17 protein-coding genes and 4 pseudogenes are annotated in these 15,688 nt (G+C 58.3%); 11 read left to right on the forward strand and 10 right to left on the reverse strand.

What is annotated here, in order from left to right; translation table 11 throughout:
• The first annotated feature begins 21 nt into the window (after positions 1 to 21).
• The 3 genes and pseudogenes from ACSQ8V_RS38725 (at position 22) to ACSQ8V_RS38735 (ending at position 1,673) form a co-directional block, all read left to right on the forward strand.
• Positions 22 to 684, forward strand: a complete 663-nt coding sequence (locus ACSQ8V_RS38725) for a response regulator (RefSeq protein ID WP_436209412.1) — start codon at positions 22 to 24, stop codon at positions 682 to 684.
• A pseudogene (locus ACSQ8V_RS38730) lies at positions 681 to 1,162 on the forward strand (two-component sensor histidine kinase); the annotation flags it as partial. The gene ACSQ8V_RS38725 and the pseudogene ACSQ8V_RS38730, both read left to right, overlap by 4 nt.
• A 241-nt stretch (positions 1,163 to 1,403) precedes the next feature.
• The gene (locus ACSQ8V_RS38735) at positions 1,404 to 1,673 is read left to right on the forward strand and encodes a hypothetical protein (RefSeq protein ID WP_436209413.1); all 270 of its coding nucleotides are present in this window, start codon (positions 1,404 to 1,406) and stop codon (positions 1,671 to 1,673) included.
• A gap of 367 nt (positions 1,674 to 2,040) precedes the next feature.
• On the opposite strand, the gene ACSQ8V_RS38740 is transcribed toward ACSQ8V_RS38735, so the two are convergent.
• Positions 2,041 to 2,385: a hypothetical protein gene (locus ACSQ8V_RS38740; RefSeq protein ID WP_436209414.1), complete on the reverse strand. Its 345-nt coding sequence runs from the start codon at positions 2,383 to 2,385 to the stop codon at positions 2,041 to 2,043.
• Between the two features lie 596 nt (positions 2,386 to 2,981).
• Between ACSQ8V_RS38740 and ACSQ8V_RS38745 the strand changes: the two genes are divergently transcribed.
• Together ACSQ8V_RS38745 and ACSQ8V_RS38750 are read left to right on the forward strand one after the other, a co-directional pair.
• Complete coding sequence (locus ACSQ8V_RS38745; protein WP_436209415.1) at positions 2,982 to 3,269, forward strand: hypothetical protein; 288 nt, start codon at positions 2,982 to 2,984, stop codon at positions 3,267 to 3,269.
• A gap of 60 nt (positions 3,270 to 3,329) precedes the next feature.
• Positions 3,330 to 3,986, forward strand: a complete 657-nt coding sequence (locus ACSQ8V_RS38750; protein WP_436209416.1) for a hypothetical protein — start codon at positions 3,330 to 3,332, stop codon at positions 3,984 to 3,986.
• 520 nt (positions 3,987 to 4,506) lie between these two features.
• Here ACSQ8V_RS38750 and ACSQ8V_RS38755 read toward each other — a convergent pair.
• The 4 genes from ACSQ8V_RS38755 to ACSQ8V_RS38770 form a co-directional block, all read right to left on the reverse strand.
• A complete protein-coding gene (locus tag ACSQ8V_RS38755) occupies positions 4,507 to 5,277 on the reverse strand; it encodes a DUF3047 domain-containing protein (RefSeq protein ID WP_436209417.1) in 771 nt (256 codons plus the stop codon).
• 136 nt (positions 5,278 to 5,413) lie between these two features.
• Positions 5,414 to 6,133, reverse strand: coding sequence for an IS6 family transposase (locus ACSQ8V_RS38760; protein WP_436209570.1), 720 nt, complete (start codon positions 6,131 to 6,133; stop codon positions 5,414 to 5,416).
• 9 nt (positions 6,134 to 6,142) lie between these two features.
• Complete coding sequence (locus tag ACSQ8V_RS38765; protein WP_436209418.1) at positions 6,143 to 6,292, reverse strand: hypothetical protein; 150 nt, start codon at positions 6,290 to 6,292, stop codon at positions 6,143 to 6,145.
• A 134-nt stretch (positions 6,293 to 6,426) separates the two neighbouring features.
• Positions 6,427 to 6,612 (reverse strand): hypothetical protein, encoded by a 186-nt coding sequence (locus tag ACSQ8V_RS38770; protein ID WP_436209419.1) that lies wholly within the window; start codon positions 6,610 to 6,612, stop codon positions 6,427 to 6,429.
• A 783-nt stretch (positions 6,613 to 7,395) separates the two neighbouring features.
• On the opposite strand from ACSQ8V_RS38770, the gene ACSQ8V_RS38775 reads away from it, so the two are divergent.
• The 3 genes and pseudogenes from ACSQ8V_RS38775 to ACSQ8V_RS38785 all read left to right on the forward strand — a co-directional run bounded on the left by ACSQ8V_RS38775 (position 7,396) and on the right by ACSQ8V_RS38785 (position 8,332).
• Positions 7,396 to 7,611 carry a hypothetical protein gene (locus ACSQ8V_RS38775; RefSeq protein ID WP_436209420.1) on the forward strand — a complete coding sequence of 72 codons (216 nt, stop codon included), beginning with the start codon at positions 7,396 to 7,398 and terminating at the stop codon, positions 7,609 to 7,611.
• Positions 7,612 to 7,614: 3 nt separating this feature from the next.
• Positions 7,615 to 7,833, forward strand: a pseudogene (locus ACSQ8V_RS38780) (substrate-binding domain-containing protein); the annotation flags it as partial.
• 145 nt (positions 7,834 to 7,978) lie between these two features.
• Positions 7,979 to 8,332: a hypothetical protein gene (locus tag ACSQ8V_RS38785; protein ID WP_436209421.1), complete on the forward strand. Its 354-nt coding sequence runs from the start codon at positions 7,979 to 7,981 to the stop codon at positions 8,330 to 8,332.
• Positions 8,333 to 8,350: 18 nt separating this feature from the next.
• Here ACSQ8V_RS38785 and ACSQ8V_RS38790 read toward each other — a convergent pair whose 3' ends face one another.
• A complete protein-coding gene (locus tag ACSQ8V_RS38790; protein ID WP_436209422.1) occupies positions 8,351 to 8,767 on the reverse strand; it encodes an AcvB/VirJ family lysyl-phosphatidylglycerol hydrolase in 417 nt (138 codons plus the stop codon).
• 2 nt (positions 8,768 to 8,769) lie between these two features.
• Between ACSQ8V_RS38790 and ACSQ8V_RS38795 the strand changes: the two are divergent.
• Positions 8,770 to 9,060, forward strand: a pseudogene (locus tag ACSQ8V_RS38795) (IS481 family transposase); the annotation flags it as partial.
• Positions 9,061 to 9,156: 96 nt separating this feature from the next.
• Here the strand turns inward: ACSQ8V_RS38795 and ACSQ8V_RS38800 are convergent.
• The 4 genes from ACSQ8V_RS38800 to ACSQ8V_RS38815 all read right to left on the reverse strand — a co-directional run bounded on the left by ACSQ8V_RS38800 (position 9,157) and on the right by ACSQ8V_RS38815 (position 13,082).
• Positions 9,157 to 10,149: a sugar-binding protein gene (locus ACSQ8V_RS38800; protein WP_436209423.1), complete on the reverse strand. Its 993-nt coding sequence runs from the start codon at positions 10,147 to 10,149 to the stop codon at positions 9,157 to 9,159.
• 271 nt (positions 10,150 to 10,420) lie between these two features.
• Positions 10,421 to 11,446, reverse strand: coding sequence for an ABC transporter permease (locus tag ACSQ8V_RS38805; protein WP_436209424.1), 1,026 nt, complete (start codon positions 11,444 to 11,446; stop codon positions 10,421 to 10,423).
• Positions 11,447 to 11,520: 74 nt separating this feature from the next.
• Positions 11,521 to 12,261: an ATP-binding cassette domain-containing protein gene (locus ACSQ8V_RS38810; protein WP_121946982.1), complete on the reverse strand. Its 741-nt coding sequence runs from the start codon at positions 12,259 to 12,261 to the stop codon at positions 11,521 to 11,523.
• A 392-nt stretch (positions 12,262 to 12,653) separates the two neighbouring features.
• Positions 12,654 to 13,082 carry a MarR family winged helix-turn-helix transcriptional regulator gene (locus ACSQ8V_RS38815; RefSeq protein WP_436209425.1) on the reverse strand — a complete coding sequence of 143 codons (429 nt, stop codon included), beginning with the start codon at positions 13,080 to 13,082 and terminating at the stop codon, positions 12,654 to 12,656.
• Between the two features lie 1,561 nt (positions 13,083 to 14,643).
• Between ACSQ8V_RS38815 and ACSQ8V_RS38820 the strand changes: the two genes are divergently transcribed.
• Positions 14,644 to 14,925 carry a hypothetical protein gene (locus ACSQ8V_RS38820; protein WP_436209426.1) on the forward strand — a complete coding sequence of 94 codons (282 nt, stop codon included), beginning with the start codon at positions 14,644 to 14,646 and terminating at the stop codon, positions 14,923 to 14,925.
• A 301-nt stretch (positions 14,926 to 15,226) separates the two neighbouring features.
• Positions 15,227 to 15,537 (forward strand): annotated as a pseudogene (locus ACSQ8V_RS38825) (high-potential iron-sulfur protein).
• Positions 15,538 to 15,688 lie beyond the last annotated feature (151 nt).

Consider the following 15,688-nt stretch of genomic DNA (forward strand, 5'->3'; position numbering starts at 1 on the left):
TAGGACCTGGGAGAGTTGACGATGCGGCTATTACTGGTGGAAGACGACGAGATGATTGCCGAGACCGTGCTCGACTCCATGCGCCGGCTGGGCTACGCAATCGATTGGGCGGCGGACGGACGCGCCGCCGATCTGTCGCTTGGCAATGGGGTGTACGACCTCGTATTGCTCGACCTCGGTTTGCCGAAACGCGATGGCATCCAGGTGTTGAACACGTACCGCAAGGCAGGCGGTGCGGCGTCAGTCATCATCCTGACTGCGCGCGATGCCGTGGACGACCGCGTTCGCGGGCTGGATGCGGGCGCCGACGATTACCTCATGAAACCCTTCGATCTCGACGAACTGGCCGCACGCGTGCGCGCGGCGCTACGACGTCGTACCGGACAAAAACAGCCCATCTATACGCATGGCGAACTGGCGCTCGATCCCGCGTCGCACGAGGTTAGCAAGGCCGGTGTACCGCTGCCGCTGGTGCCGCGCGAGTTCGCCTTGCTTCAGGTGCTGATCGAGGAGCCGACGCGCGTATTCAGGCGTGCGGAACTGGAGGAGAAGCTGTACGGATGGGGTGAGGAAGTGGGCAGCAATACCATTGAGGTGCATGTCCACAGCCTCAGGCGCAAGATTGGCGCCGAGCAGATATTGACGATCCGTGGCGTGGGCTACCGGCTCAAGGGACTCGAATGACATCCATCCGCCGCTGGCTGCTCCGCTCGCTGATCTTTAGACTGGCCGCGACGTCGCTGGCGACGGTTTATGGCATCTTTCACACCGCGCGCCGCGAAGCGAGCGAGTTGTTCGACTACGAGCTGCGCACCGTCGCGCTGTCGTTGCTGGCTAATATTGCTATCGCCGATGCTGCCGAGCGGCGCACCCACGACATCAAGGGCATAGCCGACGCCCGGATTGCAATCGATATCCGGGACAAACAGGTGGCACAATCGTTCTCCGTTCGCGAGGATCTTGCGCTGCGGCTTGCCTGGCGCACGTTGTGGCCGCTCGCCATGGTGGTGCCGGTGACCGTTGCGCTAGTATTGTTTTCGTGGCCCGCGGACTTGGGCCGATCGGTGGATTGTCGCGGGCGCTATCGCCGCTGTCGCTCGACTCGCTTGAGCGGTTGCAGGCTGGTGCACGGGTACCGGTGGAGATCCGTCCACTGGTTAATTTTCGAGCATTTGTACGCGATGCCGCGGCGAGGACTGTGCAAGCTATCCGCAGGTTCGGCCCAGGAACGCGGTGTTCTGCTCCTCGTTACCAATCAAGCACCGGTTGTCGACTTGGTCAAACCGCCCGGAACTGATCGGCCGATTCTACCGCCTAACGACTATTGGTATTGACGAGAGAAGAAGCGTCCTTCACCCCCCGCAGTGCCACGAAAGTCAAATTACAATCGAGCAGGAGATACCGTGGAATCAACACGCATCTACGGCGACTTCGAAGTCGCCGCAAAGATTGTGGCGCCGCCGACAGTCGACGGTACTCTTAACATCTGGGTTGATGTGTCAGTCACGCATGCGGTTTCGGGGGTAGTGGTTTACGCGCGAGTCGAGCCGTATCTACGAATTTGCGGCGGGCCCTTCTGGGATGAGCAGGCGCTCGATGCGGCGGCGACAGAGGCGTGTGCATTCGTCGAACGGCGGCCCAAAGGTATTCAGGAAAAAGGTGGGCGCGCGTAGGTTCACGCTTTGGAAAGTTATTGTCTGTGCTCCAATGCCTGCCGATGTGAGAGCAAGAATGGACCGTCTGTTCGAAAGAAACCGAACTCATGTGTTTTCCGAATCTATCGAACATGTGGTCTCGAGGAGACCGTACTTCAACCGAAAGGTGAAGGCTTGGCTGCTGTGCTCCGTCGTCTCCGAGGTAACGGCTTCATTGATGGCCAGCGATTGATACGAAAGCTCCTCCGCTTCGCGCACCCTTCGTGAGGCCATATGTGCTGCACCATCTGCGGAGTGTCACCAGAGCGGCCAACGGGAGGGTAAATAAATGACTGATACCGAATTATCCCTATGTATTACTTAATAAGTGTACTGTAATATCGTATTATAACTTCCTGGCCCCAAAGCGTGCCTGCACTTGGCCAAGAAGCTTTACCGACCAACGCGAGCGATCGGCGGCGACACTACGCAGTTCGTGTACGGATGACGTACGTACCCATAGTTCTCGCTTCCGATCACTCTCTTTGGCCCGGCCGCAAAAGCCGGGCCTTTTTTTGATCTCAACGTTGTCGGGGGTGTCAGCTTGCCGCGCTCTTTGCATTTCTCTCTTGCTCTCACAATGCCTCACCAGCTTAAAAATCAGCATGCCGACGAGCATGGCGACAAAAAAGATGAAGGCGCTGCTCTTCGCCGCGCCCACAGCAGCTACCGCGGCGCTTTTGCTCTGCAAGGAGAGGTTCCTCGATCCGCAGACTCGCATCAAATCGAGAGCGTGCAAAAGCTGGGGAGGCTCGCCGAGACAGCCAATAATGCTTTCTGCGCGGCAACCGTTTCGTGTGGAGTACGCTGATCGATATCACAACGGTGGGAGAAAGCCATGCGGTTGATCATCGAAGCAAGGTTGGCCGATGGAGACAGCGACACGGTCAATGACGGCGACGGAGTTTTGGCCGTGATTGAGCGCCGGGACTGCAGTCTTGACCAACTGGGTCTGACACTCGCCGAAGGACGATCGCTGCTAGCCATGGTGCAGGCCGAGTTGATTTCGAAACAGGTGCAATGGTGGCTCTCGGGCCAGACCCAGTGCCGGCTCTGCGGTGCTCCCTACGCCACAAGGATAGTCGCTCGACGGTGCTACGCACTGTGTACGGCAAAGTGATCGTGAAGAGTCCGCGACTCTGGTCGTGTGCTTGCGAGCAGACTGCGCAGACGCCACGGCGTGTCGTGCATCCTTTGTCCAAAATGCTAACTAGGCGCGTCACGCCCGAGCTGGAATACCTTCAGGCAAAGTGGGCGGCCCATCTGCCATACCGACAGGCCACGACGATGCTCAAGGAAGTGCTGCCGCTAAACAAGGGCATTTCGTTCAGCGGCGCCCGGAACCGGATTCACACCCTTGGAAAACTGCTCGACGCTGATATCGAGCGCGATATCGCGAAGCTGCCGCAACCCGCGACAGATGTACAGGTTCGCGAATCCAGCCATGTCGCCGCCGTGAGCGTTGATTCGGCGTGGCTGCGAAGTTGCGACCAGTTGAGAAGCCCTGGCGGCCACGTGAGCATCGTGGCCGGGCGAGCGACGTTCACCGACGGTCCTCCAAAGCTGTACGCCTAAGTGCATAAAGAGGTCAAGTCGGCCGCAGCGCGACTCGATCAGTTTCTCAGCCAAAACGGCGTGGCAAGCGACGAGCGCGTGACCGTAATCAGCGACGACACAGGAGAATTTGCGAAGACTGTCGAGGGCAGTCAGCTTGCTCGCGGCCGGATTCTCGACTGGTTCCACATCGCGATGAAATTCCAGGCGGCGCAGCGCTCCGTGTTCGGCAGCAAGATGATCGACTCGATGGAGCGCGAGTCGGTGGAGACGGAAATCATCCACGCCAAGTGGTTGGTCTGGCATGGCAAGGGCAACAAGGCGTTGGAGCGGATCAGGGCACTGGACAGTCGGCTTCTGGCAAGGGAGGGATACGAATTCAACACGCTGTGGTGGAATCTGAACACGGTCTCCAGTTACCTGAAAAACAACGGGCGCACGTTGGTCAATTACGGCTCTAGGCATCGCAAGGGCCTACCTATCAGCAGCAGCATAGCCGAGTCCGCGGTGAACCAGGTCGTCAGCCACCGCATGGCCAAGAAGCAGCAGATGCACTGGACCGACGAAGGGGCACATTGCATGGCGCAAGTCAGGGTCGCGATTTTCAATCAGGAATTCTCGCCCCATCGCGTCTCGGAGCTGGAGATAGCCGCATCGCTTCACGGCAAATGCATCTGGGCAGCGTCGACAAGCCGGCACCGACCAACGAACAGAGCAGGCTGTGCAACCTTGCACTAAGCCGTGGCGACCTGACGAAACCGATCGCCCCTACTTTTGCACGCTCTCCCCTCCTGCGTCCACAGCTCCCAGCTGCCGCCATGTCGCCAGCTCGGCACGGCGGCGTAATCTTAGGCGGTCAGCACGGGCACAACTGCCTCGACCTCGGGCCGAAGCGTGAGCGATCCATCCCACACCAGCGGTGTGCCGCAGCGTCCGTCGCGATGGCTTGACGGGGCGTCTGTCCTCTTAGTCGTGAATCCCGCTCATCCTGACAGCATGCGAGTGCAGGCTCTGCCGACATTGATGGGGGTGTCGGAAGACGACTCGTTTTCAGTTGTTCTCGAATGTCCGCTTTGCGGCGTCAATTTGAAGCAGTCGACGGGCAGGTATTGGCCGGTTGTACCCACTGACCTATGCCGCCACGGAGCTGTCGCTGGCACAGGGAGAATGTTTTCGACTGGCAGCTTACAGCGAAAGAACAAAGGACAGCGACCCGCAACCCACCGACGGGCTCAGTTAGTTCGGCGGCTCCGCGTTATCAAGGCCCGGGCAAGAACTCGACGTCTCCGTACCAGGCGCGTGTCGTAGTACCGGTATTGTCGGTATCGGTCAGCAGCCCGTAGCCGCTAATTCGTCCAGGTGGTTCGTGAAAGACCCGTTCGTAGTCTTGCACGATATTGCGGCGCAGGCTTTGCCACTGACCCGCATCGCCGGACAGACCAGAGACTACGATCATCTGTACGCGGCCCGTGTGAGGGTTGGCAATGACGGTGCCCGGCGCGGCCGTGGTCGACCAGACATACATCAGCGTGGCATAGGGTAGCTCTTCGCCACCCAGGCGCTTTGCTAGGTCCATCTTGGCCCGGTCGAAAAACGATAGCTTGCTTTTGTCGCCGTCAAATGAGAACACCAGTCGCGCTGGCGCGTCTTCCTTCGATCCGACGCGGTTGTCGGCGCCCTCGATCGGTCTTTCTGCTTTCCAGCGCCATGCCACGACGGGTGTGCGGACGAGGTCGATATTACCCTCGTGCATCAGCGCAGAAGCAGAACGGTTTGCGTCCGCCTGCAGGACGGTGGTGTGGCCGTCGCGAACGAGCGTGTATTGCGTCATGGGCTTACCGTGCACGACCGGCAGGTTCTTCCAGCCTGCGGGCAGTGGCGCGCCGGGCTCGATCGTGGAAAAGGAAATACCCGGCTTTTCGTCCTGGGCAAGGAGGGCTGGCGGCAACAGAAGGAGCGCAATGCACACGGCGACCCAGACTGGCCGGGCTGTTCGTTTCCGTGCTCGATGGATCGAGGGAAGATGCATGGCTGGTCGCACTCGTCTTTTGGCTAGCGTCCATAGTAGTCGGCTCAGCTAACGGAATTTCAGCGGGCCTTTACGCCGGCGGTGGATCTGGTGCAAATAGCGGTAGTAGTCGAGGAAGTTGCTTTTGATAGGATGCTTATTGGGCTGAGAGGACCGCATCCCAAGCAGTCCGTGTGGCGGTGTCTTTGAGGTCGAGCGACGGGAGTTTGAACTGGCCTTTGCGAATGCGATGGATCAGCTCGATACCTGAGATCGTGGTCGCGGCGCTCCTAAACCGCTTGAAGCCAAGCATGACCTTCGTCCGGGACTTGACGTTTCGATGGTCTTGCTCGATCAGGTTATTCAGATACTTCGAGGATCTGACTTCCTTGCCGGCGGGCAGCAAGCCGTCAGCCTTCATCTCGCGCACGGCCCGGTGCGAGGCCGCGTAGCCATCGAGTGTGATGGTTTTCGGTTGCTGCCCCTGATGCTTGATGGCCTTCTTGAAAAAGGCTTTTGCCGCTGCTACGTCGCGTTTGGCGCGCAGCATGAAGTCTACCGTCTGGCCGGCCCTATCCACGGCCCGATAGAGGTAGACCCACTTACCGCCGATCTTCAGGTACGTTTCGTCGACATGCCACGACTGTCCTGTGGGCGTGCCAAACCGGTTCCAGCGTTTGACGAATTCGAGCGTATAACGCTGCACCCAACGCAGGATCGTCGTGTGTGCGAGTGACACACCCCGCTCAGCCATCATCTCGACAAGATCCCGCAGGCTAAGCTTGTAGCGCAAGTACCAGCGAACACACAGAAGGATGATCTCGCGATCAAAATGTCGCCCATCGAACAGCTTACCCAGGCTCTTTAGCTTACTCATCATCGGTCATCAGGTCGTGTAGTCCGACGACTCTAACCCATTCACTGCCTCCATTTGCACCAGAACCGTGAAATCCAGAATGGAAAGCAGATGGGTTTCAGCCTGCAGTCGCTGCGCAAGCGCAGCGTAACGCACGCCGCCCCGCGGGGGTCGCATCATAGCAAAAAAGAATCGTGTTAAACGGAACCATCGTCCCCACCATCCCGGTCGCTATTGTCCCTGTGGCGAAATCCAAGCCGCCAGATAGACTTGGCCCACATGAACGCGTCCGATGTTGACCCATCTATCCAGGTCTAGGTAAACAACAGGACCGCTTCGATCAGCCCAAGACCTAGTAGCGCACCCACCGTCGCACCCAACAGCTTCGGAGGCCAAAGCTCGAGACGTAGTGCAGTGAGCAGGCTATCTGTGAAAATTATCCCAAGCAACGACAAGGTAATGATCAGATAACTGATTCCAATATCGCCTTTAATGAACACGATGCCCTCCTCCATCCGAAGGAGCTGCCACACGAGACGAAGTTTCCCCGCGACTCGGAGGTTAACCCGCGAATCGGCCGGTCTGCCGCTGCCTCGCCTATGCTTCCAATCCCTTCTCTTTGCGGCCGGGTCCTGGAGTCACGCCGTCAGACACTTACTCCATTATTGTATGTCACGCGGTGACATACAATAATGGGTGAAGCGCGGCTGAGCAAATGCTTTTGTCGGATGGTCGCCCCGCGCATGGACTCATTCGCCTCGGGGTTTGTCCCAGCTTCCGCTTTAAGTTTCGCTTAAGCCCATCACCCTACATTCGATCGTGATCGAATGTAGGGTGATGGGTGGAGATGCAACCCTTCGCCACCGTGAAAGTGTGTGCTCGTGCGTTCCACGGAGAACTCGCAGACGTGTGCGCTGAATTCAGAGTCGCGCCAACGCTTGCGTAAGGTCCGGTTGGTGGCGCGCAGTCAACTGCGGCTATGCGGATGAACTTCCTTACCATTCCCGCATACCGTCCTCGAACGCCTTCAGAGCACCTCTGAAGAACCGGCAGGACGATCTGTTCCCACTATGTCCGTGCGCGGCGACGGCGACCGTCAGCGAATCTTTACCTGGTAGCGCCCCCACGACATTTTGGCCAGTCGTTTAGCAGCGGAAGGTGCTACCCCGAGGCGTCACCCATAGACACTAACTCCCGACTGAAAGCAGATGCAACCACCCGCTCCCTTCCCGCACAGCGCTCCAGGCGAAACTCCAACTTAACAACAGTCATCGAGGTAAGGAATGAAAAGGCTGCTGAGTCCCCACGAGATTGCGATGTTGTTTGTATTACTCACCTCTCCAGCCGTAGTTGATTTCGCCGACCCCGACGTCGCAAGCCTCCAGCGAGAGAGCCTGGTGGAGTTGGTCGCAACAGCATCTGATACCACCGAGCTCAAACTCACCTCGGAGGGTGCGGAGTTGATCAAGCGGTTCGAGTCGTTGAAATATGGAGCTTAGGTTGACAATGGCAAGGTTGCATCTGCCTTTTGTAGAGTCGAGGCCGATCTCGCAGGTTTTGATCTACCGATTGCCGACTTTCGACCAGAACGGGCGCCGCTCTATCGGTCGCATCTGGACGATGAGCGACATGTCCTGGTTCAACTGACACGCCGCAAGCAGGGGCTGTTTGTGCCGAAAGGCAATCCGAAGGGAATCGCCGGACCCGCTGATCTCGCGCGCTGATGTTCGCTTCGATGTGACATTAGCATGGGAACATAGATACTTCTGCGTTAGACGATAGCCATAAGTCGCACCGGTTGCTGACCGGCAGTCGTTCGTCCGTCGCTGCGCGACTGCGTATTTTTGCAGAAACCAGGAAAGCCACATGTCGACCACAAACACACTCACGCTTTCATCGGAAGTTGCGCGATTTTTTTCGGACAATCCGACTCGACGTTATTTCGTGAAAGTGCTTGATAGCAGCGCAGGCAGCGGCTCTTGTAAGCTCTTCATCGTTCCCAACGAGCCTTCCGTGCATTACGGAGTCGCGATCGACTGGCACGTTGAGCAGGATCAGACATCACTGACTGAGTTGACTCACTGGTTTAACTTTGATCCCTATGCAGAGATCCTGACTGAGGCGTTACTGCCCAGCCGCGTCCAGGCGCCGAGCGATGATATGAACTTCACGCGGGAAGAATCGCGCTTCCTCATTAAAAGTCGGCTGCCGAGGCACTGAACGGCATCAGCGAAGCCCTTAGTAGGTTGTATGTGCCGATTTGGGATTTTCTCGTTGCAGCGACTTGGCGATCGAATTGTCAAGGTCGCGCCAGCCACCATCGCCGGACATCACGATCGCCAGCGTGTCGCTTGACCGTGCAGCAGGCAATTCGAACTGCGGCAAGTCCGATACATCGTCGCGATACGTCTCGTATTGTCCGACGTGTGGTCCCACCAGCGCCAGCAGGGCGTCGCTGGCGGACGTATGGGCAGCGAACCGCTCCACTTTCGTTGGCCGCCCGCCAGGCGCTGCCCCGGCACGTTCCGTCGCGCTGATACCACGCGCCCAGAAACCCGGTAGCCCCGGACCGCGGCTTAGCGTCGGGTCTGGTGGACAAGGTTTGAAGCGCGGGTCGAGGGTCGCCGCCGGATCGAACGATGCGGCCCCCACCATGTCCCGCCGCAGATGCGATAGACCAACGAATCGAGGAATGGCAGTTTGACTACAACTGGCGCCGCTTGCACGGCTCACTCGACGGCAAGACGTCCGTCGATCGTATCGCGGAGCTGAGCGAGATCACACCTCTCGCGGAGGAGGTTGCAAGCGCCTGCGACGAACTGAATGAGCGAATCCGGTATCGCGAATGGTGAATCGACAAGATCCTTGCCGAACATCACAGGCGTGTGTCGGAACTCGCGGCTCCTATGGCAGCCGCGAGTTCCGACACTTCAAGAAAACGGACCTGAAAAAAAGTGAAACGATGTCTGTGAATCGCACAGATATGGGCTGCCTCGGCTCGCGCATCAGTCCGCATCCATCTTTGTAATGGGTACTGCCCGCCTTCAATGCTTGAGGCAGGTGTCGGCATTCTTCCAGGTGCAGGTGTCGAGGCCGGTGTGGATGATCGGCTTCACCGACTTTCCTTCTGCGAGGTCGCGCATGACCATCGCTGCCCGATAGCCCATTTCCTCCGGCCGCTGGCCGACAAGGACATTGACCTTGTGCTCCTTGAGGGCTTGCAGTTCAGGTCCGAGCGTATCGGCCGAGACGACGACGAACTTTCCGCTCTGGATTTTATCCATGATCGGCGCGACGACCTGCGAATAGGCCTGCGGAGCAAACAGCGGCCAGCCGCCCTCAAGCACGAAGGCATCGAGACCGGTGGCATTTGCGGTTAGCGTGTCCTGCATCATCTGGTTCGCCTTGGCGGCGTCGTCATTCACGTAGAGCGGGCAGGCGCTGATCTCCTTCCAGCCGTTTTCTCCTGCAAGCTTCGCGATTCCCTTCTTGCCGGAGAGTACGTCGCGCGTACCCTGGGCGCGCTGGTTGATATTCTCGGCCGCGGGATTTCCCATGACGAGGCAGATATTGCCGCCCTTCGGCATCAGCAACTTCAACTGCTCGCCGAGCTTGACGCCCAGCTCGTAATTGTCGGTGCCGACGTAGCTCTTGCGCAGCGAGGCATCCTTCGGCAACAAATCGGCATCCGCGGTGATGACTGGAATCGTCACATGGCGGCGGCGCAACTCTTCGGCTACGGCCGGGGCATTCGCGGGTGAGATCGCCATTCCCGCCACGCCCTTGGTCAGCAGGTCGTCGATGATCTGCACTTCTGCGCTTTCGTCTGCGGCCGTCGCGGGGCCGGTGTAGTAACAGGTATAGCCTTGTTTATTGAGCTCCTTGTTCGCCCGCTCGCATCCCTGATGCATGAGGTCGAAGTACGGGTTGTCGAGTCCCTTCACCACCAGCGCCAGGGTCTTATCGGCTGCGAAGGTGGGAGAGGTCAGCATTGCGAGCCCTCCGATCGCAGCAACACACATCCAAACTTTCTTCATTATTGCCTCCGTGGCGACCGGAGTTAGCGCTTTAGCGCTTATTCCGGTCGCATACAAAGTTGTCCCATACAAAGTCATCGGCGCCGGCTCTGCGGTGCCCATGTCTGCTCGCACAATTTTCGTAATAATCGCAAGGAAAGGTGGTGTCCGAGCCTTAACCTTCCCGCGGAACCTCGCGTTTCTTGTGAACCCTTGCGTCCGGCAGTTCCGCGTTTCGTCCGGCCGCCCCCCAGGCATCGGTCGCATCGCGGCCGGTGCGCCCGAAGACATTTCAATCTCCTTGCCGCTCGCCGCCGAGCCGGTTGAAGAGCACGGCGATGATGATGAAGGTACCCACGACCGTACCCTGCCAGAACGAGTCGACGCCGAGCAGGATCAGGCTGTTGCGGATGACTTCGATAAGTGCGGCGCCAACGACGGTCCCGAAGGCGCTGCCGATGCCGCCCGTGAGATTGGTGCCGCCGATCACGGTTGCGGCGATCACACGCAATTCGTCGCCCGTGCCAAGGCCCGTCGTCACCGCGCCGAGCCAGCCGACTTCGAGGATCGCCGCGACGCCCGCCATGAGGCCCGCGAGCACATAGACGGAGCAGATGATGCGACGCACCGGAACGCCGGTGAGATTCGCCGCATGGCGGTTGCCGCCGACTGCGAAGACGTAGCGGCCCCAGCGAGTGCAGGCAAACGCAAACCAGAAAATCACGGCAAGGACGATCAGGAACCACACCGGATTGGCGAGGCCGAAGGTCTTGCCGCCGCCGAGCGCAAGGAGCTTGGCTCCGTCGGGACCGAAATCGAAAATGGTCCGACTGCCGGAGAACACCAGCGCGAGACTACGGCCGACACTCAGCATGCCGAGCGTCACGACGAAAGGCTGCATGTCAAGATAGGCGATGAGCAGGCCGTTCACGAGGCCGACGAGCCCCGCGGTCAAAAGCCCCATCCCGATGCCGACCCAGATCGGATAGCCGGCGTTCATGACCACCGAGAGGACGATACCGCTCAAGCCGATAGTCGAGCCGACCGAAATATCGATGCCGCCCGTGACGATCACGGCCATCATGCCGAGCGCGACGATTGCGACGAAGGCGAAGTTGCGCGTGACGTTGAAAAGGTTCTGCTGCGTCGCAAAGGTCGAGGTCACGAACGAGAGCAGGACGCAGGCGACAATAGTTGCAAGCACTACCCAGAAGACCTGGCTCGCGAGAAGCCCCGTCCAGCGGGTATGGGTCTTCGCAGTTTGCGGATCATCAAGCAATATCGGCGTTGGGGTGGGCCTTTGCGGCGCATCGTTCAATTTCGGTCTCCTGTTGGTCGCACTTAGCGCTTTAGCGTTTAGTGCGACCCCATGCATAGTCGTGCGAGGCAGATTCAGGCGGCGGTGATAGCTCCGGTGATCAGGCCTGTTACTTCTTCCGCAGAGGACGCTTCGATCTTCTTGTCCGCGACCTTGCGCCCACGCCGCATAACGACCACGCGGTGGGCGATGCCGAAAACGTCAGGCATGCGGTGGCTGACGAGAATGACTGCGATTCCATGTTCGGACAGGCGCTTGATGAGGCCGAGCACCTCCGCCACTTGCCGGACGCTGATCGATGCCGTGGGCTCGTCCATGATGACGAGCCGCGCCTCGGAGAGGCGCGTGCGAGCGATCGCCACGGCCTGTCGCTGACCTCCGGACATCTGTCGGACGAGGTCCCGCGGACGCGTCTCGGATTTCAGTTCTTTGAATAGCTCGCCGGCGCGCCGATACATGGTCGCGTGATCGAGAATCCGGATGGGTCCGAAACCGATCCGTGGCTCACGGCCGAGGAAAACATTTGCGGCCGCCGTGAGGTTGTTGCAGAGGGCGAGTTCCTGATAGACGACTTCGATCCCCTGAGCGCGGGCGTCGACCGGCTTGCTGAAATGCACCTTTTTACCACCGATGAGGATTTCGCCGTGCGAGGGGGGAAAGTTCCCGGCAATGACCTTCACCAGCGTCGTTTTTCCGGCCCCATTATCTCCCATGAGCCCGACCACCTCGCCCGGCTCAAGACTGAACGTCACGTCGGTCAGGGCGTGAATGGCGCCGAAGTGTTTGGAAACACCTCTGAGCTCTAAAAGACTCATGGACTGTCGCGCTCGCTCCAGTGGGGTCACCCATTTCTTCGGCCGGACGACCGATAGACATGCTAGCTAATTTTTTATAGCACAACGGTGCCTTTTAGCAAGGCTCCTTCGGTTACCCGATTCATCTGCGGCCCAATGGGGTCAGCACGCGTAGTGATCAGAACAGATCGCCGCTCATCCAGTCGGCGATGACGCCGACCACTTGGCGTCTATATCGCTGCTGATCTCCGCGACCCGGGCGGAAGCGGCGGCGATCCTCGGGGCGTCATGAAATGCAACCGCCCGCACGCGTCGAAGACGGTTTTGTGGCTTCGATCCCTGAGCTGTTCTGCTCAGCCGCGTGCTCGTACAACAACAGGCTTCCTTCTCGGCGACTACGCGCACACGAAATGTCATGAGCGATTCGTCGACGCCTTGAAAACCCAACCGAAGGATTGAACCTCGGACTTGTGCAGCGCCGCCAGCCTTGTCAAACAGCGCTCTCCTTTCGTGAGCAGGTGCACCTCAACCTGGCGGTGATCATTTTCGCTGGGCTTTCGTGTAACCAAGCCGGCGGCTTCGCAACGGGACACGAGGGCAACGGTGCCGTGCGGCGCCGCCTGCAGGCGTTCCGCCAATTCACCGACCGTCGCCCAGCCCCGCCCAGGGAAGCCCTTGACGTGGAGCAGCAACATATATTGCAAAGGCGTGATTCCCTCCGCTTGCACGATCTTCTCGGAAAAATGAACGAAGCGTCGCAACTGATAGCGAAACTCAGACAACTCTTCCAACTCCTGCTTCGTCAAAGCGTCACCCACCGGGCGTTTCCTGGTGTCCGTCATCCAGTCTCCCTGAAAATACGGTCGGCATTGGAAATGTATCACCCCATGATCTATCACGAAACGTGATTGACTACGCTGCCACACAATCTTTCTGAAAGGAACGATTGTGTGGCACGGCATGTGCAAAGAGCAACCGATCCGTGGGTGTTTTCCCGTATCCCCCGTGATTGCAGCGACGCGTAGGAGTCCGTCTGAAACGTATGTGTCAGATCGGGGTTGCGCTCGCAATCCGGCCGGCCGGTAAGCGAGCCAAAGGAACAACACTGGACAGGACGACCCGTTGTGGGAAATGAGGCGTGAAGCACCATCTGATAGCGTTATCCGCGGTCCTGCCTGCGTCAGTTGCGTGCACCTCCGCTATGCGTACCTCGAATGCAGCGTAGACGCCGCGATGATTGACCCAACAGTTTTAAGTCCACCATGCATGGCAAACGACGTGGTAACCGGAAAGTCCGATCGGAGACTTTGCCTTATCCTGCTGCCAGTTCGTCATCTTCGCGACTTCGATCGCATCTGCGGCAACGTACGAAGATGTCTATTGCAAGCGCTACTTTGCCTCGCAAAATCCATGGCTCCCGAACTTCCAATTGGAGCGACGTTGAGAGGTCAGCTTCCAAGCTTCGCGATTATCTTCTGCTCCCAGATTTCGCGGCGTTATTCTGACTCGCGCACCGACACCGCTGCGGTGCCGACCGTTCGCTTATCCCAGCAGTCACTGAATGCAAATGTGACTGAGATCGACAGTCCGCCGATACACGTTCCTGTCCATCCAAGGCACGAATGTGTACTCGCAGTACGCATTGCTCCCGATCAGAATCCAGTTATGCAGAACGTCTGACATGACATCACCCCGAACGACGCTCCCGATGCCGAAAGCGAACCATGCGCATATCGTTAGGCATAAGCGGTTGCATTTGCCGGGATCGAGATTTGGGCCGCGGACGTTTGCGATCCTGGGTATGTAACACTTGTTTCGCGTAGGAACGCTTCTCAGACACGCGACCGGTGACGCGGTCCCTCTACGATTTCAATGTAGGCGGGACGAATTAAGAGCAGCTTAAAGTGCGACTGAGAACAATTTGGACCGACGCCCTCAATAGCCAAAAGGACACTTCTCCTACCAACGATGCTTACTCAAGACCACTTTCAAGCCATTGTCCTCGCCGCACCGTTCCTTGCATTTACGGCAAGCACTTCGCTCGGAAATTCGGCATTCTCGCGGGCGCACCGGATTGTGGTGCTCCCTGCCCCATACGCCGTGAGATAGCGATAGATGCCCGGCATCGCGAGCCACGTGCGCGAAGCGGTGTTTTGACGGCCACGTGATGTCATCTGGACTGGGCGGCGACGCTCTTGATTTCTCAAGCCGCCGGCTAATTCGCATCAGCGGTCACCCTTCCGTTTGAAAGGGCGTTATTGCAATAATCGGCCGCAGGGGCAAGCTTTCGCCCGCAATCCTAAATTCAAGAGATACGCACGGACTGGAGGCGTGCAAGTGTCGCCACGTGGTTCACGATGCCAATATGGATTGTGACCTCCATCGCTTGCGAACCGATTCAGCATGCTGAAAGACGATTCCCGTGAGCGTCTTGTATCGGTACATCGTATTCTGAACGAGCGAACGTTGGTGATAGTCACTGCGCTGCTTCCATTCGCCTCGCCCTCCTCGCGCGATGTCGTCGATCGACCTCATTGCGCCAGCTTGTGCCGGGCATACCCTCAGGCCAAGGCTTCGCTTGCGACGGCTGCGCTAGTTGCAATTGATCAGACAGATGTCGAGTTCGGCGTGCAAGCGGGACTAACTCAGCTTGGCCTGAATTTCACTGCAGCAGCGAACGGTTAAACAGACGTGCTTAAGTCCAATCATCTTCTCTTCGGATTTCGAGTCGTGTCAAACTACGGCGGCAAACCGCATCGTGCTCAGAGAACCAGCCGGCTTCGTGCGCTGGGACTGGGCATGGCGCGTTGGGCATGAACTTTTCGGGTATGGATGGCATCGAAACTTTATTGAACAGCATCTTCCTGTCAAAGACTTTAACCAATACTTACAAAACGCACTTGTCCGCGCTAAGATCGCGGAATGCCTCCGCCGGCATACGCGTTGCGCCCGAGCCGGCATTACGTCACGGAAAGGAATTCCCTCGATGTCCACCTCCCGTCGTCAATTCATGATGATTGCCGCATCGCTCGCTTCAACAGCTGTGCTTTCAAAGGAGTCACGGGCGGATGCCGCTGTGCTCACAGAGAGTGATTCCACTGCCCAGGCCCTCGGTTATAAAACAGATGCTTCCAAATAGACGAGACCAAATATCCGAAGTACCAGACCGGTCAGGTTTGCGGAAATTGTCAGCTCTATCAAGGCAAGCCCGGGAGCGCCCAGGGTCCGTGCCCGATCTACAGCGGCAAGCTGGTTGATGCAAAGGGATGGTGTAGCGCATACGTGAGAAAGACGTGAGCCTATTCCGTTCACTATCCACTGTAATCCGGTCGATGCAGATCGTGCGAATGATGATCTTGCGCGCGAGCTGAGAACATCAGACGCGCGACCCTGGTGTATCTGGATTTCGATCTTTTGTACCAAATGCGGATTGTCATTCGTGACGTCA

Origin of the sequence: Caballeronia sp. LjRoot31 (assembly GCF_964253885.1) — a bacterium.
Lineage (GTDB): Bacteria > Pseudomonadota > Gammaproteobacteria > Burkholderiales > Burkholderiaceae > Caballeronia.

Excerpts from the sequence above, each read along its gene's own strand:
- ACSQ8V_RS38725 (WP_436209412.1), top strand. The coding sequence starts at position 22 with ATGCGGCTATTACTGGTGGAAGACGACGAGATGATTGCCGAGACCGTG.
- ACSQ8V_RS38745 (WP_436209415.1), top strand. The coding sequence starts at position 2,982 with ATGCTCAAGGAAGTGCTGCCGCTAAACAAGGGCATTTCGTTCAGCGGC.
- ACSQ8V_RS38755 (WP_436209417.1), bottom strand. The coding sequence starts at position 5,277 with ATGCATCTTCCCTCGATCCATCGAGCACGGAAACGAACAGCCCGGCCA.
- ACSQ8V_RS38760 (WP_436209570.1), bottom strand. The coding sequence starts at position 6,133 with ATGAGTAAGCTAAAGAGCCTGGGTAAGCTGTTCGATGGGCGACATTTT.
- ACSQ8V_RS38765 (WP_436209418.1), bottom strand. The coding sequence starts at position 6,292 with ATGATGCGACCCCCGCGGGGCGGCGTGCGTTACGCTGCGCTTGCGCAG.
- ACSQ8V_RS38775 (WP_436209420.1), top strand. The coding sequence starts at position 7,396 with ATGAAAAGGCTGCTGAGTCCCCACGAGATTGCGATGTTGTTTGTATTA.
- ACSQ8V_RS38785 (WP_436209421.1), top strand. The coding sequence starts at position 7,979 with ATGTCGACCACAAACACACTCACGCTTTCATCGGAAGTTGCGCGATTT.
- ACSQ8V_RS38790 (WP_436209422.1), bottom strand. The coding sequence starts at position 8,767 with ATGGTGGGGGCCGCATCGTTCGATCCGGCGGCGACCCTCGACCCGCGC.
- ACSQ8V_RS38800 (WP_436209423.1), bottom strand. The coding sequence starts at position 10,149 with ATGAAGAAAGTTTGGATGTGTGTTGCTGCGATCGGAGGGCTCGCAATG.
- ACSQ8V_RS38810 (WP_121946982.1), bottom strand. The coding sequence starts at position 12,261 with ATGAGTCTTTTAGAGCTCAGAGGTGTTTCCAAACACTTCGGCGCCATT.
- ACSQ8V_RS38815 (WP_436209425.1), bottom strand. The coding sequence starts at position 13,082 with ATGACGGACACCAGGAAACGCCCGGTGGGTGACGCTTTGACGAAGCAG.
- ACSQ8V_RS38820 (WP_436209426.1), top strand. The coding sequence starts at position 14,644 with ATGCTGAAAGACGATTCCCGTGAGCGTCTTGTATCGGTACATCGTATT.